This is a genomic window from Roseomonas sp. 18066 (genome assembly GCF_902706185.1).
Lineage (GTDB): Bacteria > Pseudomonadota > Alphaproteobacteria > Acetobacterales > Acetobacteraceae > Pseudoroseomonas.
In genome coordinates this window covers 83,679-110,125 of sequence record NZ_CACSJM010000001.1, presented here as the reverse complement: position 1 = coordinate 110,125, position 26,447 = coordinate 83,679, and the positions used below count along the sequence as shown (strand labels likewise).

20 protein-coding genes are annotated in these 26,447 nt (G+C 73.2%); 4 read left to right on the top strand and 16 right to left on the bottom strand.

Annotation, left to right across the window (positions count from 1 at the left end; translation table 11 throughout):
• Positions 1-620 (bottom strand): Flp pilus assembly protein CpaB (gene cpaB / locus GVN67_RS00480; RefSeq protein ID WP_159992287.1); only part of this gene is annotated, 620 nt, incomplete at its 3' end.
• Positions 621-652: 32 nt separating this feature from the next.
• On the opposite strand from cpaB, the gene GVN67_RS00475 reads away from it, so the two are divergent.
• Complete coding sequence (locus GVN67_RS00475) at positions 653-1,114, top strand: prepilin peptidase (protein ID WP_159992286.1); 462 nt, start codon at positions 653-655, stop codon at positions 1,112-1,114.
• A 439-nt stretch (positions 1,115-1,553) separates the two neighbouring features.
• Here the strand turns inward: GVN67_RS00475 and GVN67_RS00470 are convergent, their stop codons facing one another.
• The 3 genes from GVN67_RS00470 to GVN67_RS00460 all read right to left on the bottom strand — a co-directional run bounded on the left by GVN67_RS00470 (position 1,554) and on the right by GVN67_RS00460 (position 5,007).
• Entirely contained in the window at positions 1,554-2,309 is a 756-nt protein-coding gene (locus tag GVN67_RS00470; RefSeq protein WP_159992285.1) for a response regulator transcription factor, read from the bottom strand.
• A gap of 313 nt (positions 2,310-2,622) precedes the next feature.
• A complete protein-coding gene (locus tag GVN67_RS00465) occupies positions 2,623-2,817 on the bottom strand; it encodes a hypothetical protein (protein WP_159992284.1) in 195 nt (64 codons plus the stop codon).
• 126 nt (positions 2,818-2,943) lie between these two features.
• Positions 2,944-5,007: a methyl-accepting chemotaxis protein gene (locus tag GVN67_RS00460; protein WP_159992283.1), complete on the bottom strand. Its 2,064-nt coding sequence runs from the start codon at positions 5,005-5,007 to the stop codon at positions 2,944-2,946.
• 168 nt (positions 5,008-5,175) lie between these two features.
• Here GVN67_RS00460 and GVN67_RS00455 point away from each other — a divergent pair, with 168 nt between their 5' ends.
• Entirely contained in the window at positions 5,176-6,108 is a 933-nt protein-coding gene (locus GVN67_RS00455) for a 2-dehydropantoate 2-reductase (RefSeq protein ID WP_159992282.1), read from the top strand.
• Here GVN67_RS00455 and GVN67_RS00450 read toward each other — a convergent pair.
• Entirely contained in the window at positions 6,103-7,323 is a 1,221-nt protein-coding gene (locus GVN67_RS00450; RefSeq protein WP_159992281.1) for an acyltransferase, read from the bottom strand. The two genes, GVN67_RS00455 and GVN67_RS00450, sit on opposite strands and share 6 nt — an antisense overlap.
• 210 nt (positions 7,324-7,533) lie before the next feature.
• Here GVN67_RS00450 and GVN67_RS00445 point away from each other — a divergent pair, with 210 nt between their 5' ends.
• Both GVN67_RS00445 and GVN67_RS00440 read left to right on the top strand, forming a co-directional pair.
• Positions 7,534-7,980, top strand: coding sequence for a PPC domain-containing DNA-binding protein (locus GVN67_RS00445; RefSeq protein WP_200845058.1), 447 nt, complete (start codon positions 7,534-7,536; stop codon positions 7,978-7,980).
• A 98-nt stretch (positions 7,981-8,078) separates the two neighbouring features.
• Positions 8,079-8,834 carry a hypothetical protein gene (locus tag GVN67_RS00440; RefSeq protein WP_159992279.1) on the top strand — a complete coding sequence of 252 codons (756 nt, stop codon included), beginning with the start codon at positions 8,079-8,081 and terminating at the stop codon, positions 8,832-8,834.
• 1 nt (position 8,835) lies between these two features.
• Here the strand turns inward: GVN67_RS00440 and GVN67_RS00435 are convergent, their stop codons facing one another.
• The 11 genes from GVN67_RS00435 to GVN67_RS00385 are packed head-to-tail and all read right to left on the bottom strand — an operon-like array spanning position 8,836 to position 26,446.
• A complete protein-coding gene (locus tag GVN67_RS00435; RefSeq protein WP_159992278.1) occupies positions 8,836-10,401 on the bottom strand; it encodes a hypothetical protein in 1,566 nt (521 codons plus the stop codon).
• A 1-nt stretch (position 10,402) separates the two neighbouring features.
• The gene (locus GVN67_RS00430; protein WP_159992277.1) at positions 10,403-11,881 is read right to left on the bottom strand and encodes a hypothetical protein; all 1,479 of its coding nucleotides are present in this window, start codon (positions 11,879-11,881) and stop codon (positions 10,403-10,405) included.
• A gap of 8 nt (positions 11,882-11,889) precedes the next feature.
• On the bottom strand, positions 11,890-13,383 hold the full coding sequence (locus GVN67_RS00425) for a hypothetical protein (RefSeq protein ID WP_159992276.1): 1,494 nt from the start codon (positions 13,381-13,383) through the stop codon (positions 11,890-11,892).
• Positions 13,376-15,775, bottom strand: coding sequence for a hypothetical protein (locus tag GVN67_RS00420; RefSeq protein ID WP_159992275.1), 2,400 nt, complete (start codon positions 15,773-15,775; stop codon positions 13,376-13,378). Before GVN67_RS00420 ends, GVN67_RS00425 begins: the two co-directional genes overlap by 8 nt.
• 5 nt (positions 15,776-15,780) lie before the next feature.
• On the bottom strand, positions 15,781-17,535 hold the full coding sequence (locus GVN67_RS00415) for a hypothetical protein (RefSeq protein ID WP_159992274.1): 1,755 nt from the start codon (positions 17,533-17,535) through the stop codon (positions 15,781-15,783).
• 15 nt (positions 17,536-17,550) lie between these two features.
• Entirely contained in the window at positions 17,551-18,000 is a 450-nt protein-coding gene (locus tag GVN67_RS00410; RefSeq protein WP_159992273.1) for a hypothetical protein, read from the bottom strand.
• Positions 18,001-18,366, bottom strand: coding sequence for a PAAR domain-containing protein (locus tag GVN67_RS00405; protein WP_200845057.1), 366 nt, complete (start codon positions 18,364-18,366; stop codon positions 18,001-18,003).
• Between the two features lie 41 nt (positions 18,367-18,407).
• Complete coding sequence (locus tag GVN67_RS00400) at positions 18,408-19,043, bottom strand: phage baseplate assembly protein V (RefSeq protein ID WP_159992297.1); 636 nt, start codon at positions 19,041-19,043, stop codon at positions 18,408-18,410.
• A 5-nt stretch (positions 19,044-19,048) separates the two neighbouring features.
• Positions 19,049-20,179 carry a hypothetical protein gene (locus tag GVN67_RS00395; RefSeq protein ID WP_159992271.1) on the bottom strand — a complete coding sequence of 377 codons (1,131 nt, stop codon included), beginning with the start codon at positions 20,177-20,179 and terminating at the stop codon, positions 19,049-19,051.
• On the bottom strand, positions 20,179-23,046 hold the full coding sequence (locus GVN67_RS00390; RefSeq protein WP_159992270.1) for a M23 family metallopeptidase: 2,868 nt from the start codon (positions 23,044-23,046) through the stop codon (positions 20,179-20,181). The genes GVN67_RS00395 and GVN67_RS00390 overlap by 1 nt, the downstream gene beginning before the upstream one ends.
• A 4-nt stretch (positions 23,047-23,050) precedes the next feature.
• Positions 23,051-26,446, bottom strand: a complete 3,396-nt coding sequence (locus tag GVN67_RS00385) for a hypothetical protein (RefSeq protein ID WP_159992269.1) — start codon at positions 26,444-26,446, stop codon at positions 23,051-23,053.
• Position 26,447: the final 1 nt, after the last annotated feature.

Below are 26,447 nucleotides of genomic sequence, written 5' to 3'. Positions count from 1 at the left end.
CCGGGGGCGGGCTCGGCGGGGGGTTCCAGCGCCTCGCCGATGGCCAGCACCAGCCGGTCGGACAGCACGCGCTGCGCCAGTTCCGGCGGCTGGCTGGTCAAGGCCACCGCCTGAGCGCCGGGGGCGGCCGGCGGCTGCGTCGCCAGGATCAGGTCGACACGGTCGCCGGGGCGCAGCAGGCCGCTGATGCCGCTATCCTCGGCCACCTTGACGGTCATGGCGCGCAGGCCTGCCGGCACCAGCGGGCCGAGGCCGGCGCCGGTGGCGCCGCCCAGCTGCGCCGGCAGGATCGCCTGGCCGGCGAAGATATGCTGCAGCGCCACCTGGCCCAGCGCCGGCTCCAGCGTGGTCAGCGCGCCTTCCGCCGGCGGCCGCTCCATGCCAAGCAGGGTCAGCGCCGCCGCGGTCACCGGGGTGCCGCGCGCGATGTCCTGGCTGGCCACCAGGTAGCGGGTCAAAGCGAGCGGCGCCGCGACCGGGGCCAGGGCGGGCACCAGCGGGGCGACGGCGACGGCCTCCGGCTGGCGCGTGCCGGCCAGGCCGAGCAGGCCGGCGGCCACCAGCAGGCTGCCGCCGCCAAGCCAGATCAGCGCGCGGCCGGATTGCAGCAGAGCGATCACGCGGCGGCTCCGGGGCGAAGGGGGGACAGGCGATGACGGCGGGGGTGATGGCGCTGCTGGGGCTGCAGGCCGGCTGGGCGCTGCTCTGCATGGCGCAGGACCTGCGGCAGCGGCGCATCGGCAACGGGCTGGTGCTGGCCGGCGCCGGGCTGGCGCTGGTCGCGCTGCTGCTGCGCGGCGCGCCGGAGCTGGCGGCGCTGGGGCTGGCGGCGATCGCCTGCCTGGGGCTGCTGCTGCCCTGGCGTGCCGGGGTGCTGGGCGGCGGCGACGTGAAGCTGGCGCTGGTCGCGGCGCTGCAGGCGCCGGCGCCGCTGCCGGCCGCCCTGGCGCTGGCGCTGCTGGCCGCGCTGGCGGTCGGGCTGTGGCGCCGCAGGCGGGCACGCCACGGCGCAGGGGGTCCCCGGGGGCGTCCCCTGCCCTTCGCGCTGTTCCTGCTGCCGCTGTGGCTGGCCCTGGCGCTGCTCGTCGAGATGACAGGCGTGCCGGCGGGCTGAGGCCGCTTGGCCAGACCCTGTCGCCGTCCTTGTCCCCGCGCCGTGGAGACTGAGCATTTTGCCCCTACCCCTTCGCCATCCGCCGCCCGGCGCGTCATTTTTCGACGCTCCGGCGACGAGGTTGATCCGCTGTCGCGGCGCCGGGGGCCGACCCTTTTGGTCACTGCCCCTGCGTCCTCACGAAGCCGTGTGTGCCACGGCAACGGACCGGGAAGGAAATGGTTAAATGTCTGATTATGCTGGCGCGGGGCGGCTTTGCCGCCAGTTATTCACGGTTTCGTGGTCGACATGACGCCTGTGTCGACCCGGGTGGCGACAGCGGGCGACCATCGCCCGCTTTGTCGCCGGCACCACGGATTGTCCGGGAATGTCGCAACGGTCCTGGACCGTTCCGCCCCGGTGCTGACCGGCGGTCCGGCGCCGGCGAGGCCGGCCGCCGTCAGTCTTCCGGGAATCCGGTGAAGACGTAGCCGACCGCGCGGATGGTGCGCAGCGTGCCGCCCAGCCGCAGGTCGCCCAGCTTGCGGCGCAGGCCGAGGATGCTGTTGTCCACCGCCCGGTCGCCGAAATGCCAGGGCCGGCCGAAGGCGATCTGCGACAGCGCGTCGCGGCTGACCGATTGCGGGCTGGCCTGGTAGAGCGCGGCCAGGACGCGGAACTCGGCCAGGCTCAGATGCACGCGGCTGCCATCGGGCCGCCACAGCCCGCCGCCGCGCGGGTCGAAGCGCCAGCTGCCGCCGGGCCTGGCGGGGGTGCCGGGCGCCCCTGCCGGGCGGGGCGGCGCCGGGGTCGCGGCCTCCGGCCGGCGGCGCAGCCGCGCGCGCAGCCGGGCCACCACCTCGCGCCCCGAGATCGGCTTGATCAGGAAGTCGTCGGCGCCGTTCTCCAGCCCGAGGATGCGGTCGACCTCGCTGACATTGGCGGTGATGACCATGATGGTGGCATCCGTCGCCTGGCGCAGCTCCGGCAGGCGGGAGACGGTGTCGACCCGGCCCAGCCGCTGGTCCAGCAGGATGGCGTCGGGCTCCTCCTCCGCCATGATACGCTGCAGGTCGTCCCAGGAATTGCCGGCCCGGCCGCGAAAGCCATAGCGGCCGACGGTGCTGCAGAGCTCCTCCGCCCAGGCGGCCTCGTCATCGACCACCAGCACCAGCGGGTCGAGCGGCATGCCTGCGTCGTCGCCGGGGGGGCTCATGACGCGGCCTCCCGTGGCCTGGACGGCGGGGGCGGCGGCAGGGCGGCAGGGACCGTCCCTGCCAGTGCCGGAACGGCAGGATGGGGCAAGTCTTGCGGCGGCATCCGGGGACCATGCGGCACCATGGTCGCACAAGCAACGATCGATCCCGGAGTTGCACCGCGACCTGCGGCAATTTTTCCGCGCGATCAGTCCGCTATGGCTTGTGTTGCGAAGAGTATCGTGCCGCGTGACTTGTACTGTCGCGCGTCATGTCACGGCCTGGCTTTGCACTGCCAGCGCAACGGATCAGGCCGCAGCAGCAACGAATCGTTCAGCGCGCAATCCAGGCAGCCAGGCGCGGCGCCGCGGGGTTCGCATGCGGCGGCAGCAGCGGCAGCGGCACCACCGGCGGCTGGCCGGGGCGCAGCGACGGATCCTGGGCGAAGCTGCGGCGCCACGAGCCGGCCTGATGGACGGCGGCAGGGGACAAGGAAGGCGCCGGATGCGGCACAGCGATGCGGGTCATGGCGGTGGTCTTTGCTGAGGGTGGCAAAGCCCAGAACCGGCCCGCGATGGCGAGGTTGCAGGGAAAGGTTGCAGGGGCCGGAAAATATCCCGACCCCTGCTGCGCCTCAGGTAAATTCCGCGGCCCTCAGGCCGCGCGCACCTCGGCGACGAAGGTGCCGACGCGCTCGGTCAGCTGCTCCGACTGGCGCGCCAGCTCCGACGCCGCGGCCAGCACCTGGGTCGCGGCCGCGCCGGTCTCGGTCGAGCCCTGGCTGACCGCCGAGATATTCGCCGTCACCTGGCCGGTCGCCTCCGCCGTGTGCTGCACGGTGCGGGCGATCTCGCTGGTGGCGCTGCTCTGCTCCTCGACGGCGGCCGCGATCGCCACCGCGATGCTGCTGACCTCCTCGATGGTGCGCGAGATGGCGCCGATCGCGGTCACCGCCTCGCCGGTGGCGAGCTGGATCTGGCCGATCTGGCTGCTGATCTCCTCCGTCGCCCGGGCGGTCTGGCCGGCCAGCGACTTCACTTCCGACGCCACCACCGCGAAGCCCTTGCCGGCCTCGCCCGCACGCGCCGCCTCGATGGTGGCGTTGAGCGCCAGAAGATTGGTCTGCCCGGCAATGTCGCTGATCAGCTTGACCACGTCGCCGATCTTCTGCGCGCCGATGGCCAGCACCTGCACGACGCTGTCGGTGCGCTGCGCGTCTTCCACGGCGCGCGACGCGACCGCGGTGGCCTGGCCGACCTGGCGGCTGATCTCCTGGATCGAGGCCGCCAGCTCCTCGGCGGCGGCGGCCACCGTCTGCACGCCGCTGCTGGCCTCGCCGGCCGCGCCCACCACGGTGCCGGCCTGGCGGTTGGTCATGGCGGCGGTCTCGCTCATCGAGCGGGCGGTGGCCTCCAGCTCCGACGAGGCGGAGGAGACGATCGAGGTCATCTCGCCGACGCGGCCCTCGAAGTCGCGGACGAGGGCCTCCAGATGCTGGGCGCGGCGGGCGCGCTCGGCCTGGGCCAGGGCCGCGGCCTCCTCCATGCGGCGGCGCTCGACGGAATTGGCGCGCAGCACCTCGACCGCATCGGCCATCTCGCCGACCTCGTCGGCGCGGCCGCGATGCGGCACGGCGATCTCGAGCTCGCCGGCGGCGATCCGGCCGACACCCTCGGTCAGCTGGCGCACCGGCGCGACCAGCCGCTTCAGCAGCAGGACGACCGAGGAAATCGCCGCGGCGCCGACCAGCAGCGCCAGCGCGAGCGCGCCGGAGAAGATCGCGAGCGCCCGGTCGGAAGCGGCATCGGCCAGCGCGATGGCATCGTCCAGCGCGGCGTCACGGAGAGAGAGAATCTCGGCCTGCGAGCGCACCGACCAGGGGCGGAACTCGGCGACCGTGGTGCCCCAGTCGACCTTGCCCTGGATCAGCGCGGTGCGGCCCAGCACCAGCATCTGCCGCCAGCGCGGCTCGAGCTCGGCCTGGATGGCGCGCTGCGCCACCACCGCCTGCTGCAGCCGCTCGGCATTCGGCAGGGTGGCGATCAGCCGCTGCGCCCCGGCCCAGGCCTGCTCCATGCGGCCGGTGAACAGCAGCATGTCGTCATAGCTTTGCGGCGTCACCGCCAGCCCGCCGACCCAGGCGGTGACGGGGACGCTGCGGCGGCCGATGAAATCGCGGAAATCCATGGCGGCGCCGGCCACCTCGACCAGCAGCGCCGCGCCCGGGGCGGTGGCGGTGACGCGGTCGGCGGCCTGGCTGGCCAGGCGGCGCAGCGCCTCGACCGACTGGTTGCGCGTCTCCTGCGTCACATTCGGCAGGTTGGCGTCGCGCTGCTCCAGCGGCCGGGCCATCTCGGCCTGGGCGCGGGCGCGCACCTGCTGGATCCGGGCCAGGGTGTCGCGCGCCAGCGATGCCTGGAAGCCGGCCTCGGTGGCGGTCGCGGCGGCGGCCTGCAGGCGGCGGTCGGTCTGCACCGCGGCCTCGCGCAGCACGTCGAGCTGCGGCTGCGGCATGCGCAGGTTGGAGGCGAAGGCGCCGACCTCGACGGCGATGGCGGTCTGGGCGCGCTGCGCGTCGCTCACCGCATTGGTCGAGCGCTGCGCCTCCTCGGCCCGCTGCCAGGCGGAGAAGGCGTTGGAGGACAGCCAGAGCGAGGCGCCGGCACCGGGCACCGCGACCCCGCAGAAGCAGGCCAGCAGGAAGGTACGGATGCGCATGCGGCGAAGTCCTCGAATTTTGTCGTCCTTTGTCGCCTCTGCGCTGGTTTGGTTTCCCAAATCTTAATCGGATCTGGCGATTGTCGCCCCGGGGCAGGCTGCCGCATTGACAAGCCCGCCCCGGAGGCGCCGAATTTCGCGAGAAAAACCAGCGGGGCGGGTCCGGACATGACACGAATACTGGTGCTCGGCGCCGGCGGCACCGGCGGCTATTTCGGCGGGCGGCTGGCCCAGGCGGGGGCGGATGTCACCTTCCTGCTGCGCCCGGCCCGCGCCGCCGCCCTGGCCAGCGGGCTGCACCTGCTCAGCCCCTTCGGCGATGCCCGCATCCCGGTCCGCCGCATCACCGCCGACAGCGTGGAGAAGCCCTTCGACCTGGTGCTGCTGACCTGCAAGGCCTACGACCTGGAGCCGGCGATCGCCGCGGTCACGCCCTTCCTGGCGGCGGAGGGCGCGGTGCTGCCGCTGCTCAACGGCATCGCCCATATGGCGCGGCTGAACGCGGCCTTCGGCGCCGGGCGGGTGCTGGGCGGCACCGCCCGCATCCAGGCGACGCAGACGCCCGAGGGCGCCATCCGCCAGTTCAACGACTGGCGCTTCCTGACGGTGGGCGAGCAGGACGGCACGCTGTCACCCCGCGCCACCGGCTTCGCCGCGCTGTTCGACAAGGCGGTCGGCGCCGACTGCGAGGCGGTGCCGGATATCCTGCAGCGGCTGTGGGAAAAGCTGGTGCACCTGTCCACCGCCGCCGCCATGACCTGCCTGATGCGCGCCACCGTCGGCGAGATCCTGGCCGCCGAGGAGGGCGCCGCGCTCTTCGCCGCGACGCTGCAGCAGACCGCCGCCATCGCCGCCGCCGCCGGCCACCCGCCGAGCGACGCCTTCATGGCGAATTACGGGAAAATCTTCGCCGATCGCGGCTCGCATTACGCGACCTCGATGCTGCGCGATGTCGAGCGCGGCGGCCCGACCGAGGCCGAGCACATCGTCGGCTTCATGCATCGCCGCGCCCGCGAGGCCGGCATCGCCGCGCCGGTGCTGCAGATGGCGCTGGTGCATCTGCAGGCCTATGCGGCGCGGCGCGACGCCGGGCGGCTATGAGGAGGCCGCCAGCCCGGCCGGGGTGAGGTTCGCCGGGGTACGATCGGCCGAAGTACGATCGGGCAGAGTGAGGCCGGGCGGCGGGTCGTCGCGCCGGCCGCGACGCCGCTCCAACCCGCGCAGCAGCCGCCGGCCCGGCAGCTCGACCAGGCGATAGCTGGCCGCCGCCGCCGCCAGCAGCAGGCCGTAGGTGCCGATGCCGGCCACCCCATAGGCCAGCCAGACCGGCAGCCGCGCCGCCAGCACCGCCTCCAGCCCATGGATGGCGCCGGCCAGCTGGTAGTGCAGCAGGTAGACGGCATAGGAGAGCAGCCCCAGCGCATGCGGCAGCGGCGCGCCGAAGGCGGCGGCGACCCGGCCGCGATTGGTCCCCAGCAGCAGCACCAGCGGCGGCAGCAGCGGATAGATCCAGAGGTCGCCCGGCGCCCAGAGCCAGGCCAGCCCCAGCAGCGCCAGCAGCGCCACGCCCACGGCATCGCCGCAGCAGCGGCCGAGCCAGCCCGAGGCCGCCACACGCCAGGTCGCCATGCCGAGCAGGAAGCCGCCCAGGCAGCGCAGCAAGGCCCCCGGCACCTCGCCCTGCGAGGCGTCCAGCGGCCCGCCATGCGCCAGCCCGTCATGGGCGGTGATCCAGACCGCCGCGGCCAGCAGCAGCAGCGCCAGCAGGCAGCCCAGCGCCGCCCGCGCCGCCGAGCCGCGCAGCATCAGCAGCACCAGCAGCGGGAACAGCAGATAGGCCGCCCATTCGGTGCTGATCGACCAGGCCGGCACCAGCGCGCTGCGCGCCAGGCCCCAGGACTGCATCAGCAGCAGGTTCAGCGGCACGTCGCGCCAGGGCTGGTCGATCATCAGCGGGAAGCCGCCGCGCTCCGGCGCGAAGCGGCCGTACAGCGCCAGCGCCACCGCCATGCAGCCCAGCAGCGTGACGACATACAGCGGATAGATCCGCGCCAGCCGCCGCAGCAGGAAGCCGCGCCAGGCCGCTGTCCAGCCGCCCTCGCCGAAGCGCGCGCCATAGGTCATCGCCATGACGTAGCCGCTGAGGATGAAGAACAGGTCGACGCAGAGATAGAGCCGGCGCAGCGCCACATGGCCGATATCGACCAGGCTGGCATCGAGGTTGCCGTAGTAGTGGAACAGCGTGACCAGCAGCGCGGCCAGGCCACGCAGCCCGGTCAGGGCGCGGATTTCGGCAGGGGGCGTGGGCTCGGGCATGGCGCGGGACTTTCCTGGTCGCCGCCAAGCCTGCGCCGCCGCGCCGCCCGGCGCCCGTCACGGCCGCGCGCGTTTCGTGATGATTGAGCAATCAATCTTGAACGCCGCGCAGCGCCGCGAAAGCCGCTTGCGGGGGTGGCAATTTTGCCGCCCGGCTTGCATCCGGCGCGCATCCCGGCAGGATCGCAGCCGACCGCCGCGGAGCCGATGATGACCGAGCAGAAACGCTATATCCCGACGCCCACCGGCTTCCTGATGGTGCTGCGCCAGGGCGACGACCTCTTCGCCCAGCTGAAGGCCCTGGCCGAGGCCGAGGCCATCCCGGCCGCCAGCATCACCGGCTTCGGCTTCGCCGGCCATGTCAGCTTCGGCTTCTTCGACTTCGACACCGCGCAGTACCGGCCGCGCGACTGGCGGGATGTCGAGATCGCCAGCCTGACCGGCAGCCTGGCCTGGCGCGAGGGCCAGCCGGCGCTGCATGCGCATGGCGTGGCCTCCGATGCCGAGTTCCGCTGCTTCGGCGGGCATCTGCTCGGGCTGGTGGTCGGGCGCGGCTCGCTGGAGCTGACCATCACCCTGCTGCCGAGCTGGCTGGAACGCGCCATCGAGCCGGAGATCGGCGCCCAGGTGCTGCAGCTTGGGCTGCAGCCGGGCTGAGCCAATTTTCGTCACGCGAAAGTGGCGGGCGGCAGGCTTGCCCGGCCGCCGCCCGCGCGGGATTTCCAGCGGATCGCTGCCGGAGTTCCGCCCCCGCCATGCCGCATCGCCCGTCCCTCGCCCGCCGCGGCCTGATCGCCGCCGGCCTGCTGGCCCTGGCCACCACCGCCGTCCAGGCCAAGCCGCTGACCATCCCGCCGGCCGATATCCCGCGCCTGGTCGATCAGGCCGCCACCGCCCAGGGCTTCGCCCCCGCCGGCTGGGCGCTGGAGGAGCAGGCGACCGGCGACCTGAACGGCGACGGCCGCGCCGACCTGGCCCTGGTCTTCCACGGCCAGGACCCGGCGCTGATCGTCGAGAACCGCGACGGGCTGGGCGAGCGCCGGCTGGACACCAATCCGCGCCTCCTGGCCCTCGCCTTCGCCGAGGCGGGCGGCGGCTATCGCCTGGCGCTGCAGGATGCGGCGCTGATCGGCCGCCGCATCGACCCGGTCTTCGCCGACCCCTATGACAAGGGCGGCATCAGTGTGGCGCGCGGCGCCCTGCGCCTGACCCTGGTGCGCTGGGCCAGCGCCGGCTCCTATGGCGCCGAGAATCGCAGCCTGACCTTCCGCTGGCAGGAGGGCCGCTTCATGCTGATCGGCTACGACCAGAGCACCACCCAGCGCAACACCGGCGCCACCGAGGCGCTCAGCGTCAACTACTCGACCGGCCGCGCCAGCATCGAGACCGGCACTATCGAGAGCGAGGCCACCCGCAAGCGCTGGGTGACGCTGACGCAGCGGCCGCTGCTGGCGCTGCCGCAGGTCGGCTACGGGCTCGACTTCCGGCACGGCGTGCCCGGGGTGGACTGACTCAGGCCAGGGTGTAGCGCAGCAGCGGCGGCTGCAGCGTCACCACCCCCGCCACCGCCGAGCTGACCTCCAGCGCCAGGCTGCCGCCGGCGGCGGGCCAGGCCGGGGCCAGGTCCAGCACCTCGCCGGCGATGGCCAGCGGCACCCCGCCCAGCCGCACCGCCAGCAGATCCGGCGCCGGCTTCTGGTCGGTGCCCGCCGCCGGGGACGGCGAGGGGCCGAGCACTTGCAGCCGCGCGGTCAGCCCGGCCGCCGCCGGCAGGGCGGCCTCGCCCAGCAAAGCGGCGCCGCCGGCCCCGGCGACCAGGGGACAGACGATTTCGGCCGGACCGGCGCGCAGCAGGCACCAGATCGGCCCCGCCGGCAGCACCGCGGGCCGCAGCAGCGTCACCGACCGCGCCGCCGGCGCGCCCGCCGCCAGGGCGATCGGCAGCGCCTCGGCCAGCAGCTCGCCGGGCCGGCCCTCGGCCTCGGCGGCCAGGGTCACGGTCGCCGTCGCATCCGCCCCCAGCGCGGCCAGCAGCAGGAACAGGCCGGTGACGGTGCGGGCCTCGGGCAGCAGCAGCCGCACCGCCCCCTGCCCGCCCGCCGGGATGCGCAGCGCCGTGCCGCCGCCGGCCGCCGGCAGCGCGGGCGCGCCTGGCGCCGGCTGGCGGTCGGCCGCCCCCGGCCGCGCGGCGCCGCTGTGCTGGATCAACAGCCGCGCCTGCCGCGGCAGCATGCCGCCAGGGAAGGCGATGGCCAGCTGCTGCGCCTGCAGCCGGCCGCCGGGGAAGCGCAGCACCTGCTTTTCGGTGGCCCCGGCGAAGCCGCGCCGCTCCAGCTCGATGCCCAGGTCCAGCGCGCTGATCGCCACCTGGCAGGGATGGTCGGCGCTGCAGATCAGCTCGACGGAAAGTGGGTTGGGCAGGCTGGCGCGGCCGGCGGCGAAGCGCGCGGCCAGGATGTTCAGCGCCTCCCTCAGCGCCGGCCCGAAGCTGCCGGAGACCGGCAGGCTTTCCCCCGTCGCCAGCAGCTGCTCGCCGGCCGGGTCGCCCAGGATGCGGCAGGACAATAGCGGCAGGGCGACATCGGCGCGCAGGGTGACGCCGGCGATGTCCCCAGGGGTCAGCGCCAGGTCGCTGCCATTGCGCCGGCGCCGCAGCACCAGCTTGGCATCCACCAGGTTCAACGCCGCGCTGCCGGAGAGGACCTCCGCCTCGGCGACCGGGTCTTCCGCGACATTGCTGCCGTCGAAGCGGAAGCCGCGCAGCGTGTCGCCAGCCTGCGCTGCCACCAGGCGCAGCCGCAGGATCGGCCGGGCGGTGGCCAGGCGCAGCACCAGGCCGGGACCTTCATTGCCCAGCGTCACCGGCGCCGGGCCGCTGCCCCTGGCCTCGAATTCCCGCGCCGAGAAGGCGAGGTCGAGCACCGAATCATCGGTCAAAAAGAACCCCTGGGCGCCGGCACCGGTCGGAAAGTCGAGGCGGAAGCGGCGCAGGAAGCGCGTCACGCCGCCGGCCGAGAAGGACTCGTCCAGCGGCTGCGGGCTGCCGGCGCCGGCCACCTGGGCGCGCTGCAGCCGCATCTCAGCGCGGGCCCTGCGGCCGGATCACCGGGCCGGGCCTGATGACATTGTTGCGGATGCGCTGGTCGATGGTGGTCGACAGCTCCTGCCGCAGCCCGGCCAGGCCGGCATTCTGCCGCTCGGTCAGGCTGGCGAGCTCCGCCCGCGTCACCCGGTCCTGCTCCAGCAGGGTCAGCCGCTGGTCCAGCCGGCCGCCGCCCATCTCCTGCCGCAGCCCAGCGATATCGGCGGCCTGGCGCTGGCCGAGCGCGGCGAGCTCGGCGCGGGTCACCCGGTCGGTTTCCAGCGCGCGCAGCCGCGGCTCCAGCGCGCCCGAGAAATCCTGCCGCAGCCGGGTCAGCTCGACCGCCTGGCGCTGCTCCAGCCCGACCAGCTCGGCGCGGGTGACGCGATCGGTCTCCAGCGTGCGGATGCGCTGGTCGAAGCTGGCGCCCATCTCCTGGCGCAGCCGAGTCAGGTCGGCGGCCTGGCGCTGCTCGAGGGCGGCCAGGTCGTTGCGGGTGACGCGGCCCTGCTCGGCCAGCGTCAGCCGCCCTTCCAGCCCCTCGATCCGGGAGTCGAGCCTCGCATCGCCCAGGCCGGTCACCTGGCGCACGTCGCGGGCGCTCTCGATGGCGGTGTAGACGGCGAGGCCGCCGCCGCTGATCGCCGCCCCCGAGGCGCCGGCGGCGCGCGCCAGCTCGACCATGGTCTGGCCCTTGAAGCGTCCGGCATTCTCGCCGAGGTAGCGGTTGACGCTGTCGGCGGCGACCAGGTCGCGCAGCGACTGGCCCAGCACGCCGCGCTCCAGCCCCGCCACCGCCCGCGTCGCGCCGACCAGGTTCTTGGCCAGCTGCGCCGCTTCCTGGTCGACGCCCATTTCCTTCAGCAGGGCGGGCAGCCGGTCGTCGCCCTCGATCGCCGCCTGCAGCGCGGTCGCGAAAGGCCCGAGCCAGTTCACCACCCGCAGCGTCACCAGGGCCAGCACCGGGGCGGCCGGCGGCGGCGGCTCGGCCACCGCGAAGATGGTGGCCGGGATCACCGGCAGGCCGGCGGCATTGCTGGCGGCGGGCGCGGCGAAGCCGGCATGCAGCCGGTCGACGGCCGCGCGCAGCGCGTCGCCCGCCTCGGCGCGATAGGCGGCGGCGAGCCCGGCCAGCAGCCGTGGCATCTTGGCGGCATCGAGCCCGGCCGGGCCGAGCCCCGCCAGCGCCGAGGCCAGGCTGGCGCGCTCGGCGGCCGGCAGCGGCGGGGTCAGCGGCGGCTCGAGCTCGATGGTGGCCAGGCCGGAAGGGCCGCTGGCGATGGCGACCGAGGCGCCGCGCTGCGGCTCCGCCCCGTCGCGCGCCGACAGCACGCCCCAGCCGGCCAGGCAGGTCAGCGGGATGCCGGGCAGGCCGTGGCCCTCGGCATCGGTGACCTGCAGGGTCAGCCGCAGCCCCTGCCCCAGCCAGGGCCGCGTCACCGAGGGGCGGATCGACAGCCGCGCCGGGGCCAGCATGGCAGGCCTCAGCCCGGGCGCAGGTTGAGGAACTGGCCCAGCACCGCCATGTCGGCCTTGCCGCCCAGCGCCGTGTTGGCCTGCTTGGCCACCGAATGCGCCTCGATGGCGATGTTCTCGGCCCGCCGCACCGGCCCGTCCTCGCGCAGCAGCTGGTTGGAGAATTCCGCCGTCTCGGCGCGGACATTGTCGAGGATGCGGCCCTCGCTGCTGGTCAGCTTGCCGTCCATCTCGGCGCGGATGGCGCGGCCCTCGGCGCCGGCAGCGATCGGGCCGCTGGCGGCGGCCTTGCCGATGGCGGCGCCGAAGGCGATGTCCTGCGACATCATCGGCGTCACCGCCTGGCTGAACAGCAGCCCCTGCTGCGCCTGCAGCCCGCCGCTGACGCTGTCGACCAGCTGCTCCATGAAGACCGGGCGGCCGTCGCCGGCCAGGGTCTGCACCGCCTGCTGCGCCGCCTGCAGGATCTTCTGCCGGCCCAGCAGGCCGCGGCCCAGCGTCTCCTCCTGCATCACCTCGAAGATGCCCTTGACCGAATCGCCGAAGTCGGGCCCGACGCGGACGGTGAAGCGGTCGCGGTAATGCGTGACCAGGTCGGGCCGCGGCGGCAGGAAGTCGATGACGGTCCAGACATGCACCCAGTCGCGGAAGATCACCTCGATGGCGCCGACCGCCTGGGCGCCATCGGCGCTGGCCGGGTCGGAATCGGGCTTCAGGAAGGCCAGCACCGTGGTCGGGTAGTCGTGCCAGGTCATCCGGTTGACCGCGCTGGGCAGGGCGTAGTTGGTCACCGAGTTGCGCAGGTGGTGGCCATCGACGAAGGACTGCATCACCGTGGTGTCGGCCCGCTCATAGGCGGTGGAGATGGCGCCGAAGGCCGCGCGCACCGTGTCGGAGGCCGGCGTCGGCGCCGACAGGATCTGCTGCGCCACGGTGGCGCCGCCGACCATGGTCTGCATCACCGCGTTGATCTCGAGCTCCTGCTCCTCGGCGAAGGCCTCGGCCTGCTCGGCGCGCAGCAGCACCCGCGCCTCGCCGGCGGCATTGACCTGCACCGAGACGCTGCGCCCGCCCGAGCCGCTGCGCGAGGAAAACCCCGGCGCCGGCTTCAGCGAGCCCCAGAGGGTGACGAAATCGACCCAGGGGCGCGCGGCCGGATTGGCCAGGTCCATGGCCACGCCGTCGATCTGCGCGACGCGGGCGACGATCTCGCCGCGCTCGCCGACGGCGAAGGTGGCGCGCGTGGTCGCCAGGTCGATGCGCCGCAGCCGCTGCCGCAGGGCGGTGGCCAGCCCCTGCAGCGGCGCCAGGCTGGCGGTCAGCGTGGCGATCTGCGCCTCGGCCGCCGCCGCCCGCGTGGTCAGCGCGTCGATCCGCGCGCCGAGCCCGGTCTCCAGCCCGGTCAGCTGCGTCTCGATCGCCGCGATCAGCCCGTTCCAGTCGGCGGCGCGGACCAGCTCGCCGGCGACCTTGCCGGCATATGTGTCGACCAGCTCACCCATGCTCGCCTCCCCTGACGATACGCTCGCCCAGCGCCAGCCGCGTCCTGACCCCGGCCGGGCGCACCCGGTCGAGCCCCTGCTGCAGCCGGTCCAGCACCGGATCGGCTATTTCTTCCCCTGGCCCCACCGGCTGCAGCCGCAACGTCACCGAGAAGGCGGCGCGCGGCTGCCAGCCGATCCAGATCCTGGCTGACGGATCATAGGAAAACACCTGATCCGCCGCCTCCTGCATCGCCGCCGCCAGGAAGCGCGCCTCCAGCGGGGCGGCGGCCTGGTCGGGCGGCGGCAGCAGCCGGCCCTCCCGCGTCCAGGCCGGCAGGCTGCGCGGCACCGGCGGCGCCGCCTCCTCGACCTGCAGGTAGCGCCAGTGCGACAGACCCGCCGGCAGCCGCGGCAGCGCCGGGATGCCACCCGCCAGGATGCGCGTGGCCTCGGGCTTGGACCGGCGCTGCAAGGCCGCCGGCACGTCCTCGCCGGCGGTGAAGACGGCGCCGTCGAAGCTGCCCAGCAGCGCTTCCGCCCCGTCGGTCCAGGCGATGGCCAGCAGCGGGTCCTCGGCCGTGCTCTGCACCGCCGGCGTCGCCGCCGCGAAGCCGCCGGCATTCTGCGCCTGCCAGCGCGCCGTGTCGCGGTCGAAGCGCCAGTGCCGCGGCGCCGCCTCGGCGGCGCGCGGCAGCCGGGCCAGGCTGCCGCCCTGGGCCTGGCGCCAGTCGAGCCCGTCGAAGGTCAGCAGGCCCCGGCCGGTGGCGAACCACAGCGCCTGGCGCTCATCCTCGGCGATGCCGGCGACCGGCATGGCGCCGAGCTCCGGCCAGGCCTGCAGCAGGGTCGCATAGGTGCCGGCGATGCGCTGCGCCCGGTAGCGGGCGATGCCGGCGCTCGTGCCGATCCACAGGCTGCGATCGGCGCCGCGGCGCAGCGCGGTGACCGGCGGCAGGAAGCGCGCGGCGGGCAGGGCGTCGGCTTCCGGGTCCCATGGCGTCCAGTCGGGCACGGTCTCGTCGCCGCTGCCGCCGCCATAGACATGCCAGAGGCCGCGCGCCGGGTCGTGGCGGAACAGCCCGGCCTCGCCGCCGAAGAAGACCGGGCCATCGGCATCGGCCCAGGCGGCGGCGAAGGGCGCCTCGGTCTCGGCGCGCGCGCCCGGGCCGACCAGCGTGATGGCGTCGCCGGTGCCGAGCCGGGCGCAGCCGGTGGCCGTCGCCAGCCACCAGATGGCGCCGCCGCCGCCGCGCGAAAAACCCTGCACCGCCGGGCCGGCGACCGTGGTGGCGGCCAGCGGCGCCACCAGCACCGGCAGGCGCGCCAGGCCCCCGGCTGTGCCAACCAAAAGAGAATCGCCATCGGCGACCAGGGCGTGCAGCAGCGGCAGGTCGTCCAGCGCCGCCGTCCAGCCCGCGCCGTCGAAGCGCCACAGCGCATTGGTCGCGGCGCCATTCACCGCCGCCCAGAGCGCGCCATCCGCGGCCGGCACCAGGGCGACGACACTGCCCGCCGGCGCCCCCGCCGCGGCGGCCCAGGGGCCGGGCGCCGTCGGGTCGGCGGGCAAGGCCGGGGTCGCTGCATGCCGCGCCGTGGCGACGCCCGTCGCGCCGCCCAGCCACGACGAAAAAGCCGGCAGGATGGCCAGCGCCTGGTCGGGCGCCAGCGGGCCGGCATAGGCGATGCCGACGCCGCGCCCGGTCGCCGGGTCGAAGCGCTCGACCAACGGCTGATCGGTCGCGGCAACCCGGCCCGGCTGCGGCGCGACGCCCTGGATCACCAGCAGCGCCGGGCTGTCCAGCACCGCGCCGCTGTCGAGGGAAAACCGCATCAGCGGGCCCAGCATCCCCTCCGGCGCGCCGCGCGACGCTGCCGGCTGCCAGCGGAAGGCCGCGGGCGAAAATTCCTCCAGCGCCAGGCCGCGCTCGGTGAGCCCCTCGGCCGCTTGGCGATCGGCCGGCGGCAGGCTGGCCAGCGCCATGCCCAGCATCGCCGCCCGGCTGCCCAGCCCCTCGCGATACAGCGCCACCAGCCGGGCGACGCGGCGGCGGAATTCCTCCACCGTCTCCTTCGCCGCATCCGGCTCCCGCCACGGCGCCAGGCCGAGCAGCGAGGCGATGCGCGGCAGGTCGTCCAGATAGGGATGCCGGTCGACCTCCGGCGCCCCCGGCAGCAGCGGCTTCTGCCCCGACAGCTGGCGGCCGCGCGCGACGAAGGGCGAGGTCAGGGCGCTGTCGGCATAGCGGAACCAATGCGCCTGCATGATGTCGCCGGCGGCGATGCCGGCGGAATCGAGCTGCGCCCCGGCGGCGCGCAGCAGCGCCGGCAGCAGCTCGGCGGCGCCGGCCACCGACAGTTCCGGCCGCCAGAGCGAGGGCAGCAGCGCCGCGAGACGATCCGCGCCGGCCATCTCCGTCAGGCCTCCGGCTCGAGGGTGACCTGGCCGATGGCAAGGCGTTCGCCGCCGCTGAGCTCATAGCGGTCGGCGGCGGTGGCCAGGATCTGCGTCAGCCCGTTGGCCTGGGCGATGAACAGCGAGACCTCGTAATCGCCGGCGTCCGCAGGCAGCGCCGGCGGCGTCGCCGCGCCGTCATAGCTGGCGAGGTCCAGCCCCTGCCCGATCGGCGCCGGCAGCAGCCGCAGCAGCTTGCCATAGGAGAAGATCCGCGACGGCGTGCCATCCGTCGCCGGATTCTTCGCGACCGTGGCGAGATGCTCGAAGCCGCTTTCCAGCGCGGCGACGATGAGGTTGCGGTCGGGCGCCGCGGCGGCGGCCGGAAAGCGGATGACCAGGTCGGCCCGCGTCGGCAAAGCGGGGTCGGAAATGCTCAGGCCCCGCAGCACCACCGGCTGGTCGGCCAGGCTCAGCTTGCCGCCCGCCGCGTCCAGCACGTCGACCGCCGCGCCGGTCACCAGCCGCTTCTGCGCGGCCAGGATGGAAACATCTTCCACGCCCTCGACGCGCAGCACGCGGCCGATGATCTGGTTGATGCTGGCATCGGACTTGATCGGCAGCGTCGCGAAGAAATCCTCGATGGACTTGCGCACAGCCTCGTGCGCCGCGGCGATGGCGGTGGGCGCCAGGCCAGAGCGCGTCACCAGGCCGAGGTCGATCTCCACCGCCGTCGGCACCGCCGCGCCGGTCACCTCCAGCCGGATGCCGGCCGGGCGCGCATCCTCCAGCGCCGCCAGCAGCTGCTCCTGCCGTTCCGGCGTCAGGCCTTCGGTCACGGGGGTGACGACGACGACGCCGGGGCGGTCGGCCGGCTCGGTCACCTCGCCCTGCACCAGCTGCCGCGCCAGCGCGCCACGCAGCGCGCCGAGCGTGGCGCGCTCGCCGCCGGTCAGCGCGCCCTGGGCCCGGGCGCGCAAGGCGGCGTCGGTCTCGGCGGCGCTGCCGCGGCGGGCGGGGGCGGGGTTGGTGACGCGGGCGATGCCGGCGATCGGCACGGCGAGCACGGTGAGGATATCGGCGGCGACGGGAGCGTTGCCAGGCTCGACGTCGCGCGCCTCGACCTGGATGCGCGGCTGGCCGGGGGCGAGGGTGATCTCGGCCACCGTCTCGTATTCCACCTGCACCGCCGCATCGATGACGCGGGTGCCGCCAGGGATGGTGATGGCGCCCGGCGCGCCCTCCGCCCGGTCGAAGCGCAATGTCGCCGTCGCCCGATCGGCCGGGATCCGCTGCACGCCCAGGAGAGAAACAACCTTGTCGAGCGCGCCGCCGGCCGCGCTGTCGACGAAGCCGGCATCCTGCACCGCCTCCAGCTGCGCCTGCAGCCGGGCGACCTCGCGCGCCATGGATTCGACGAGCGTGCGGGTGACGCTGCCGACCTCCAGGTCGGTCAGCAGGGCTGCGGTGTCGCGCTTGAGGTAGTTGACCTCGATCAGCGTGCCGGCATCGGGCCGCGCGCCGCCCTTGCGCCAGACCAGCGCGGTGCCGTCGCCGGCCATCTCGAAATCGGCATCCGCCTTGAAGCGGAAGGAAATGCCGTTGCGGGCGCCGTAGACCGAGACCAGGCGGCGCGCCGGCGGCGCCTCCAGCAAGTGTCGCGGCGGCTCGCCGCCGGCCGGCGGCGGATAGGGATGCGGCTCGGCCGCGATGCCGCCGATCAGCGCGGTCAGCATGCCGTCCAGCACTTCCGGGTAGTCGCGTCGCCTGAAGCCCATGGCCCGCGCCCCTTCTCAGAGTTCCAGCGCCAGCGGCCCGAAGTCGAGGACCACATCCTCGCCGACGGGGGTGAGCTGGATGCCGATGGTGATCATGAAGCGGTTGGTCGGATGCGGCGCGACCTGCACGCCGACGATGCGGCCGACGCGGCGCTCCTGCTTCAGCGCCTCGATGATGAAGAGCTTGGCCAGGTTGTGCGTCGTCGGGTTGTTCAGCGCGCCCACCACCTCGTGCAGCCGCGAGCCGTAGAGCGGGTGGCCGAGCGCCGTGAGCTCGCCGCGCGGGGTCAGCAGCCGCGTCACCAGCGCCTGGGCCAGGTTGTCGCGGCCTTCGACGCTGCCCAGGTCGCGCAGCCGCACGCCGCCCGGCCGCCGGCTTTCCCGCTGCCGCGCCCGGTACAGCGACAGGGCGCGGCTGTCGACCAGCTCGAGCGCCACGTCGCGGAAGAGGTTCTCGCCCGCCATTCAGCCCCCGATCATCACCGTGCCGACCGCCACGACCTGCCCGGCCGGCAGATCCGCGGGATCGTTGCAGGTGATCGCCATGTCGCCATTGCGTGCCGCCGGCTTGCCATTGATGCGCACCGTCATGCTGCCCAGCATCACCTTCCCCGAATTCTTCGGCGGCGACTGGAACGGGCCGCCGGCGGGGATGTGGCTCGGCGAATTGGTCGCCGTGCTGCCCTGCACCGCGGCGGCCTTGCCGCCGATCTTGACGTCGCCGCTGAGCCCGCCATCGAGCTTGCCCATGAAAGGGCTGGGCAGCGGCGTCGGCACCGGGCCGCCGGGCGTCGGCAGCATGACGATATGGATATCCGTCGCCATCACCATGTCACCCTCCTTCGCTGCCGGCTGTCCCACGCTGCTTCCCCTCAATTCAGGTCGATGGTGCTGCCCTTGAGCACGAGCTGCCCCTGGGCCTCGATCGTCACCTTGCTGCCCTTCATCGTCAGCTCGCCCCCCTCCAGCGTGATGCCCGCGCTGCTCTTGATCAGCACGGCGCCGTCGCTGGCGATGCTGATCTCCGCCTTGTCGGCCACCGCGATGCGCACCACCGGGTCGTCATCCTGCAGCGTCACCTCCAGCGTGCCGCCCAGCGTCAGCAGCGTGCGCGGCGTGTCCTTCGACTGCAGCGTCAGGTGCAGGCCCTCGCCCTCGCCGGCAGCGGGCGGCAGCACGATCACCGCCTCGCCCTCCTTGTTGACCGGCGGCCGGTCCTCGTCGTTGTAGAAGCTGGCGGTGATCAGCGGCGCGTTGACGTCGCCGCCCAGGAACTGCACCAGCACCAGGTCGCCGACATCGGGAATGGCGGCCAGGCCGATCCGCGCGGTGGCCAGCGGCACGCGCGCCAGCACCATGTCGTCGTCGCGCAGCCGCACGGTGCAGGCGTAATTGTCCTGGTCGCCCTCCGCGGCATGTGGATGCACTTCCTGCACCACGGCGAGCTCCGCCAGGCGCAGCGCGCGCAGCTCCTCGCGGATGATGCGGCGGATGTCCTGGAAGGCCATGCCGGTCACAGCAGGCCTCCCAGCGCCGAGGCGAGGCCACCGAGGCCGCCGCCACCCCGGGCCTCGGCGATGTCGAGCCGCGCGGTCAGCCCATGCCGCGCGTCGAAGCGCTGCTCCAGCCGCGTGATCATCCATTGCCCATCGGCCGGCGTGTCCTTCAGCGCCACCAGCGCCCCGGGGCGCAGCTGCGGCGCGCCCTGCACCAGCAGGCGGCCGAAGCGCTGCTGCCGCGCATTCGCCCGGCCCCGCGCGCCCGCCAGCTCGGCGATGGCCTGCGGCGCGGTCAACCAGGGCGCTGGCAGGCGGCGCTGCGGCGCGCCCTCGCCGGAGGCCGCGCGCAGCGGCCCGACCTGCTTGCGCAGCCAGGCCCAGGCCTCGCCGCCGCCGGCATCCGCCGCACCGGCGCCATCGACCTGCAAGGCGCCAGCATGCGGCAGCCGGTCGGTCAGCCGCATGTCGAGAATGTCGACGCCGAGCGTGAAGGTGGCGACCGCCTCGCCGGTGGCCGTGTCGTCCAGCAACGCCAGCCTGCCGTCATCGTCGAAGCCGGCGAGCCGCCCGGCGGAAGCGGCCAGCACCGCGACATGCTCGTAGAGGCTGCGCCGGTCATCGGCGACATAGCGCGGCAGGCTGCCGCCCAGGCTGCCGACGCTGCTCTCCACCCCCGCCTGCTGCGCCAGGTCGCCGATGATGGCGCCGGCATCCTGGTTGGCATAGCTGCGGCTCAGGCGGCTCTGCGCCAGGATGCGGCCGCCATTGCCGGCCAGCGCGCGCAGCAGGCCATGGCCGCGCTGCTCCACCGCCTCGATGCGGCAGGCGAAGGCGGCGCTGGCATCGGCGGCGGCCAGCGCGATGCTGCCGGTGTCGCCGGGCGCGAAAGGCGGCGCGCCTTCGGGCAGCAGCAGGAACTCGGCGCTGTCCACCTCGGGCGCCAAGCTGCGCACCAGCCGCAGCGAGATCAGCCGGTCGGCCAGCGCCGCCGCCGCGCCGGTCAGCCCGAGCGCCGAGGCGGCATCCGACACCGCGCCCAGCAGCCCGCCGCCATCGCTCGACGCGGCCGAGAATTCCAGCGTCACCGAGGGGCGGAGAATGGCCGGCTGGGTGCCGCCGGCGAGCGAGGGAAGGTCGAGATCCATCACCCGTTCCCCGACATGTACCATGTGCGGCTTTTCAGCACGCCGTCGCCCTCGACATCCTGGAAGACGAAGGGGATGGCGATGCTGGTGTCGGGCTGGCCGGCGCCGTTGTCGGCGACGATGTGCATGTGCAGGTGGTTGTGGAAGCTCATGCCGGTGTCGCCGGCCAGGGCGATGATCTGGCCCTGTGTCACGGCGGCGCCCAGGCCCGCGCCCAGCGATTCCTGCCCCGGCGCCGTGCCGCCGAAAGCGCGCGTCACGCCGTTGGTCGAGAGATGGCCATAGACGGCATAGGTGCGGCGCTGGCCGATGCCGAAGTCGTCATGCACCGCATCGACCGTGTCGTGCTGGATGATGATGAAGTTCCAGTCGCTCTCGTCGCTGTCGGCGATGCTCTCGACGAAGGACCAGACCCTGCCGGCGCGGGCGCAGGCTATGCCGGCGTCGAAGTCGTGCCCGAAGTCATAGGCATAGGTCTGCAGCGGCGCCGAGGGCCCGCCGGTCAGATTGGCGTTGGACAGGTAGTTGTGGCTGAACAGACCGAGATTCGCCTGGATGACGAAGAGCGACTGGTCCTTCGGATAGGGCAGCAGGTAGGGCGACGCGGCCGTCTCCTTGTTGGGATAGCCGGGGAAGCTGCCGCCGCCGGGACGGTAGCGGCCGCCATCGGTGTCGTTCTCCTTCAGCAGGTAGTTCAGGATCCAGAACAGGCCAAAACTTTTCAGCGCCGAGAAGCCGATGGTCTCCAGCCACAGCGCCCAGTCGAAGCGCCGCGCCGCGATCTGCGCCACCAGCGTGGCGCTGCTGCCGGCGGCGATGCCGACCAGCGCCGAGCCCAGCACCCAATAGCCGAGAAGGGCACGGAGCCGGTTGTCGCCGGCGCCCTCGCGGCTCCACAACAGGATGGAATAGTCGTCGCGGCGGTAGAGCGATTGCAGCAGCATGCCGAAGAGCAGATCGGCGACGCCGACGAAGCCGCTCTGCTTCAGCCGGTTCGCCGGCTCCTTCGTCGCATCCGACGGCACCTCGTGATTGATCAGCGTGATCATGTCGAGCACGACGTCGCGCCCCGCGGCCGCCATCTGCCCGGGCCCCGCGACGCGGACGATGTCGGTCAGCACGACGGTCAGCCAGAACTTCAGCGCATTGCCGAAGGGCGCCGCCGTGTGCCTGCCCTGGAAGGAGGCGATGAAGATGCCCAGCCCCTTCGGCCCGATCGCCGAATCGAGCCACCGGCCGAAGCCGCGCGCGCCCGAACCCTCTTCCAGCAGCCAGGCGCCGGTCGGGCGTCCGAACAGGATCTGCTGCAGCGCCTCGGCGATCTCGACGCCGCCGGCGATGCCGTTCTGCGCCTTGTGGCCCGGCTGCATCTGCATCAGGTGGCGCAGCGCCTTGAAGGCTTCCGACCCCGTGCCGAGAATCTGCGCGAAGATCTCGCAGACCTTTGGCGAGATCGTCTTGCAGGCGAAGCCGAGACGCCCGGCGACAGCGGCACCGAAGATCGGCGCCTGGTCCCAGGTGACGTCCGCGCCGGCGAGCAGCGGCATGTCGTCGCACAGGACGAAGCGGCCATCGGCGCTGACGAAGACCTGGTGCCGGGGCCAGGCCAGCGCGCCGCCGATCTTCTGACCCAGCCAGGCGCCGGCGCCGCTGGAATGCGTCTCGAACACCGCGGGGAAGGCAACGTCGAGCACCCTGCGGTTGAACAGCAGCAGCGTGCCATCGGCGGGATGGTTGTCGCGCAGGTCGCGCAGCTCCTCGCTCAGCACGCCAGGCTCCAGCACCGGGAATTCCGCCTGCGGGCCGCGCCTGTCGAGCAGAACGATGGTCTGCATTGCCTGGTTGACCGCGGCCAGGGCCAGGAGCTGCGTGGCACGATCCGACGCAGCCGCCGCACCGGCGGCATCGAGCGGCGGCAGCAGCGCCGGATCGAGCGCAGCCCGCAGGGCGCGTGCCAGCTCGGTCGTCGGCGCCTGCAGGAGCGCCAGCAGGCGACCGGCATCTTTCACATCGCCCAGGCCATAGAGCGGCAGGTCCTGGTCGGCCAGCAGCCAGCTGGCATACCAGGCATAGTTGGCGCTGTCCTGCAGCGGCACCACGCCGGCGCCGACCGGCTGCGGCGTTGGGCGCAGCACGGCGATGACGGCATCCGTCACCTCTGTCGCCGCCTCCATCGCATCCAGGGCGCATTCCAGCTGCGCCAGCGCCTGCTGCAGGCCGGAACGCGACAGCCGGTCAAGCGCCAAGCGCGCCAAGGGCTCGAGATCCAGTGGCGGCAGGACGACAGTGTTCAACCGCAGCCGCAGCCGCGTCAGTACCGCCGCCATCAGCCTCTGCCGCCGCCGCTGCTCGGGCGTGCTGCCGGCCATCGGCGCGGCCAGCCGCGCCAGCGCCGCGTCGAGTAAGGCGCCAATCAGCTGAAGCAAGCGGTCGGGACCGAGCTGCAGATCCTCCTCGACCAGCGCGCGGATCTCGCCGACGATCGTGCGCAGCTTCGGCAGCGTCAGGCTGTCGGTCAAGGCACGCAGATCGCGCAGCACCTGGCGGATCAGCCCGGTGATGGCGGCCGGATCAGCCTCCATCGCCGCGACCGCGCCGGTCATGCGGTCGATCCAGGCACGCAGCGGCGCGATCAGCGTGGTGGCACGCGATCCGGCGGCCGACAGCCGCGGTTCCAAGGCCTGCTGCAGCTGCGGTGCCAGGGATTGAAGCGCCTCCCGCAGAAGCGCCGCGAGCGAACCGCCCCGCGCCGCATCCTCCACCAGCAGGGCAGCCAGCCGCAGCAGGTCATCGGCCAGCGCGGCCTCGGCATCGGCTGCGGGGCGTCCGAAGTTCTGCGGCTGCAGCAGGGCGTTGCGCAGGGCCATGGCGCTATCCCACCGCCAGCCCGGCGCCGGCGGCATCGGCCGAAGGCCGTGCTGCCCACAGCGCCTTATACGCCGTGTTGACCTTGCCGAGCTCGTCGCGCAGCGCGTCATCCAGCCCCTGCATCGAGGCGATCAGCGAGTCGATGACCGGCGTCAGGTCGAGCGCTTCGACCATGGGCAGGATGGTCTCGTCGAAGACGGGTTGGATCAGGTCGGCCACCAGCTTCTGCGGGTCCAGGGCGCGCAGCTGCGCGACCATGCTGGCATAGGCATCGTCGATCGCATCGATCTCGGCCGATGGCAGGATGGTGTCCAGGCTGATGGTTTCCAGCATGGCCGCGAACTCGTGGTCCAGCGCGATGCCGAGCGGCTTCGGACTGAGCGCCGCGATCTGCCCGCGCACCGTGCGGAAGGTATCCTCCAGCGCTTCCCGCAGAAAACCCAGATCGATGCCGCGCAGCGTGTCGACGACCTGCTGCACCGCCTGCGCTATCGCCTGGAACGAGGCCGGCCCCGTCACCAGATCGCCGATCCCCACTTGCAACTTCTGCTGCAACGTCGCCAGAACCTGGGTCAGGCCCTGCAGCGGCGCCAGGGCCGCCGCCAGTCGCGATAAGAGAGGCCGCAGCGGCGCCAATGCCGCATCGAGACCCTCCGCCAATTCGGTCCGCAGCGCAGCGCGATCTGCTGCTGCTGCCGCGACCGAGGTCAACCCACCCTCGTCCCCGTGCAGCAAGCTGTCCCACGGCGACTGAAGGCTTCGCAAGGCCGCCTTGCCGGACTCCAGCGCCGATGCCAGCTGCGCCGCGATGCGCAAGGCCCCGGTCTGCGCCGGATCGAGCGGATCGAAGGCGGCCAGCGCCGCCTGCACCGCGTTGCGCAAAGCACCGGGCGACAAGCCTGCCACCAAAGGGCGAAGCCGCTGCTGCAGTCCCACCAGCGCAGCCAGCCGCGCCCCCGGATCCAAGGGCGCAAGCGCCGCGGCAACCGGCGCCGCCAGGGCATCATATTGCCCCAGCAGATCGGCATGTCGCGTCGCCTGCAGCGCCGATCGCAGATCCTCCAAGGCCTGATCGACCACGCCGCCGGCTGGGATGGCATCGAAGCGCTGCAAGGCAGCGTCACGCCAAGCCACGAGCTGCGCATTCGAATCGGTCAGCGCCGTCACCGCGGCGATGGCTTGCATCATGCAGGACGCGGCCGAGGCCAACATGTTCTGCACCGCCTGGATCGTGGCGAAGACGCCGTTGAGCTCCGCCATGGCCGCATCGATCGGCGCCGCGGCGATGGCATCCTGGATCGCCTGCTCCACCGCTTCTTCCATCGGCGCCAGAACAGCATCCGGGGAGAAGCCGTCGAGACCCTGCAGCAGCGAATCGAAAGCCGTGATCACCGGTGCCAGCGCTTCGGAGGGCTTGACGCTCTGCTGCAGCCGGCGCTTCTGCCGATCAAGCTCTTCCTCGACGCCTTCGAGAAGATCGCTGGGAACGAAACCCTCCAACTTCTGCAGCATCTCTTGATACGGCGCGCCCAGGGTATCGCCGATCAGGCGGCCCGGCTCGAAGCTGCGGATCTGGTCGAGAACCTCGCGCGGCTTGTCGCGCACCGCCATCAGGATGACGATCGGCCCTTCCTCGACCAGCTCGGCGAAGTCGTCGATCAGCGGGTCGGTCACCGGCTCCAGATCCGCTGGCAGCACTTCCATCGCGGCCTCGAGCATGCCGCTGATGGCCCCGTTCAGCGGCGTCGATTGCAGCGCCCGCAGGCCCTTGGTCATGGCCTCGATCAGGGCCACGACCTCGTCAGTGACCGGCGCGAAGGAGAGATTGGCGAGCAGCGCCGCAACTTCCTCGAGCGTCGCGCGCAGCTCCAGGATCGCGCCCCCCAAGGCCGGGTCCTGCAGAACACCGGCGATGCTGTCGACCACCTGCTGCAGCGCCGCGGTGATCGCCGTCGCGTCGAGCAGCGCCAATGCCTGTTCAAGCCCGTCGACCGCCGCGGTCAATCCCTGCCGCATCGGCGCGAAGGCATCACCGATGCCCTGGCGCAGGGCCGTGCCGGTCTGCACGATGCCGTCCTGAAGCCGGGACTCGAGCGCCGCCAGGCCGACCGCGGCAACCGCCTGCTCCACGGCGGCGAAAGCGGCCCGTGTATCGATCGCCAGCCGCGACAGGGCGGCGCTGACAGCATCGGCGATGGCCTGCGCCTCCTCCGCCACCTCGCCGACAGGTCCGCTCAGCGCCGAGAAATCCAGCGCCTCGGCCAGATCCTCGGCGAGGTCGGTGAGCGGCGCGAGGATCGCTACCAGCGCCTCCGCATCGGGGCTGTCGTCCGGGCGAAGCGCGGGAAGCCCAGCCAGGGCGCTGGACAGATCCAAAGGCTCCAGCTGCACCACCAGATGCAGCAGGGCGTCGAGCATCGCCTGCGGCGCCATGGCGAGGCGCGGCAGCAGCGGTTGCAGTGGCGCCACGAAAGCAGGCTCGAGCGCGGCGCGCAGGCCTGCCCACCCGGCAACCGCAGCCTGCATCGCCGCCGCCGCCGTCGACGCCGCGGCCGCGTCGTCTGCGCTGATCGCTGCGGCGAGCGCGGCGCCCGCGGCAAGATAGGCTTCGGCGAAGGCCTGCACAGCATCGGCCTGCAGCGCCGGGACCAGCGCCGCCAAGGGTGTGAAGAGCGCGTCCAGCCTGCCCGGACCGGCCTCCTGCAAACGCAGGCGCAGCGCATCGAGGCTGCCCGCCACATGGGTCGCCATGCCATTCGCATCGAGACCCGTCCAGCGGATGGCGGTCTGCAGCGGCTGCAGCACATCGTCGAGAACGGGGATGCCAGCGGCAAAGTTCCGGCTTCGTTCGTCGGGCTGCGCGGCGCCCAGCAGGCGCTCCAGAAGCGATCCCGCGGTCAATGGCGTGGGGAGGGCCTGCAGCAGCGTCTCGGCGGTTGCCAGCTGCGCCGATACCTGCGCGAGACGTTGGCTGGTCGCAGAGGACGGCACCGCCGCCGCGGGCTCCAGCGGTGGACAGCGGAGATCGAGCGAGCCAAGCCGCTCGATTGCCCGTGCCACCGCGAGCGCCTTGTCGAGCAGCGGGGCCAGCTTCTGCTGCAGCAGATTCGCAAAGCCGGCGAGCTCACCCGCCGCCCCCGTGGTCAGCGCCCCAAGATCCGAAGGCAAGGCCGACTTTGCCCGGCCGATCCCAGCCGCGAAGTTGGCGTCGATCGGCAGCGGCAGCGGCGACAAGGCCGCGATGCGCGCGATGAAGTCGGTGACGCCGCTCGACCTCCCGTCAGCCAGCGCCGCCGCCGCCGTGGCTGCCGCCTGCAGCTTGGCGATCTCGCCACCCAGGCTCTGCTGCAGCGGCGCGGCATCCAGGCTGGCGGACAGGTTGTCGATGAGCGTCGGCATG

Excerpts from the sequence above, each read along its gene's own strand:
- GVN67_RS00475 (WP_159992286.1), top strand. The coding sequence starts at position 653 with ATGACGGCGGGGGTGATGGCGCTGCTGGGGCTGCAGGCCGGCTGGGCG.
- GVN67_RS00470 (WP_159992285.1), bottom strand. The coding sequence starts at position 2,309 with ATGAGCCCCCCCGGCGACGACGCAGGCATGCCGCTCGACCCGCTGGTG.
- GVN67_RS00465 (WP_159992284.1), bottom strand. The coding sequence starts at position 2,817 with ATGACCCGCATCGCTGTGCCGCATCCGGCGCCTTCCTTGTCCCCTGCC.
- GVN67_RS00460 (WP_159992283.1), bottom strand. The coding sequence starts at position 5,007 with ATGCGCATCCGTACCTTCCTGCTGGCCTGCTTCTGCGGGGTCGCGGTG.
- GVN67_RS00455 (WP_159992282.1), top strand. The coding sequence starts at position 5,176 with ATGACACGAATACTGGTGCTCGGCGCCGGCGGCACCGGCGGCTATTTC.
- GVN67_RS00450 (WP_159992281.1), bottom strand. The coding sequence starts at position 7,323 with ATGCCCGAGCCCACGCCCCCTGCCGAAATCCGCGCCCTGACCGGGCTG.
- GVN67_RS00445 (WP_200845058.1), top strand. The coding sequence starts at position 7,534 with ATGACCGAGCAGAAACGCTATATCCCGACGCCCACCGGCTTCCTGATG.
- GVN67_RS00440 (WP_159992279.1), top strand. The coding sequence starts at position 8,079 with ATGCCGCATCGCCCGTCCCTCGCCCGCCGCGGCCTGATCGCCGCCGGC.
- GVN67_RS00435 (WP_159992278.1), bottom strand. The coding sequence starts at position 10,401 with ATGCGGCTGCAGCGCGCCCAGGTGGCCGGCGCCGGCAGCCCGCAGCCG.
- GVN67_RS00430 (WP_159992277.1), bottom strand. The coding sequence starts at position 11,881 with ATGCTGGCCCCGGCGCGGCTGTCGATCCGCCCCTCGGTGACGCGGCCC.
- GVN67_RS00425 (WP_159992276.1), bottom strand. The coding sequence starts at position 13,383 with ATGGGTGAGCTGGTCGACACATATGCCGGCAAGGTCGCCGGCGAGCTG.
- GVN67_RS00420 (WP_159992275.1), bottom strand. The coding sequence starts at position 15,775 with ATGGCCGGCGCGGATCGTCTCGCGGCGCTGCTGCCCTCGCTCTGGCGG.
- GVN67_RS00415 (WP_159992274.1), bottom strand. The coding sequence starts at position 17,535 with ATGGGCTTCAGGCGACGCGACTACCCGGAAGTGCTGGACGGCATGCTG.
- GVN67_RS00410 (WP_159992273.1), bottom strand. The coding sequence starts at position 18,000 with ATGGCGGGCGAGAACCTCTTCCGCGACGTGGCGCTCGAGCTGGTCGAC.
- GVN67_RS00405 (WP_200845057.1), bottom strand. The coding sequence starts at position 18,366 with ATGGTGATGGCGACGGATATCCATATCGTCATGCTGCCGACGCCCGGC.
- GVN67_RS00400 (WP_159992297.1), bottom strand. The coding sequence starts at position 19,043 with ATGGCCTTCCAGGACATCCGCCGCATCATCCGCGAGGAGCTGCGCGCG.
- GVN67_RS00395 (WP_159992271.1), bottom strand. The coding sequence starts at position 20,179 with ATGGATCTCGACCTTCCCTCGCTCGCCGGCGGCACCCAGCCGGCCATT.
- GVN67_RS00390 (WP_159992270.1), bottom strand. The coding sequence starts at position 23,046 with ATGGCCCTGCGCAACGCCCTGCTGCAGCCGCAGAACTTCGGACGCCCC.
- GVN67_RS00385 (WP_159992269.1), bottom strand. The coding sequence starts at position 26,446 with ATGCCGACGCTCATCGACAACCTGTCCGCCAGCCTGGATGCCGCGCCG.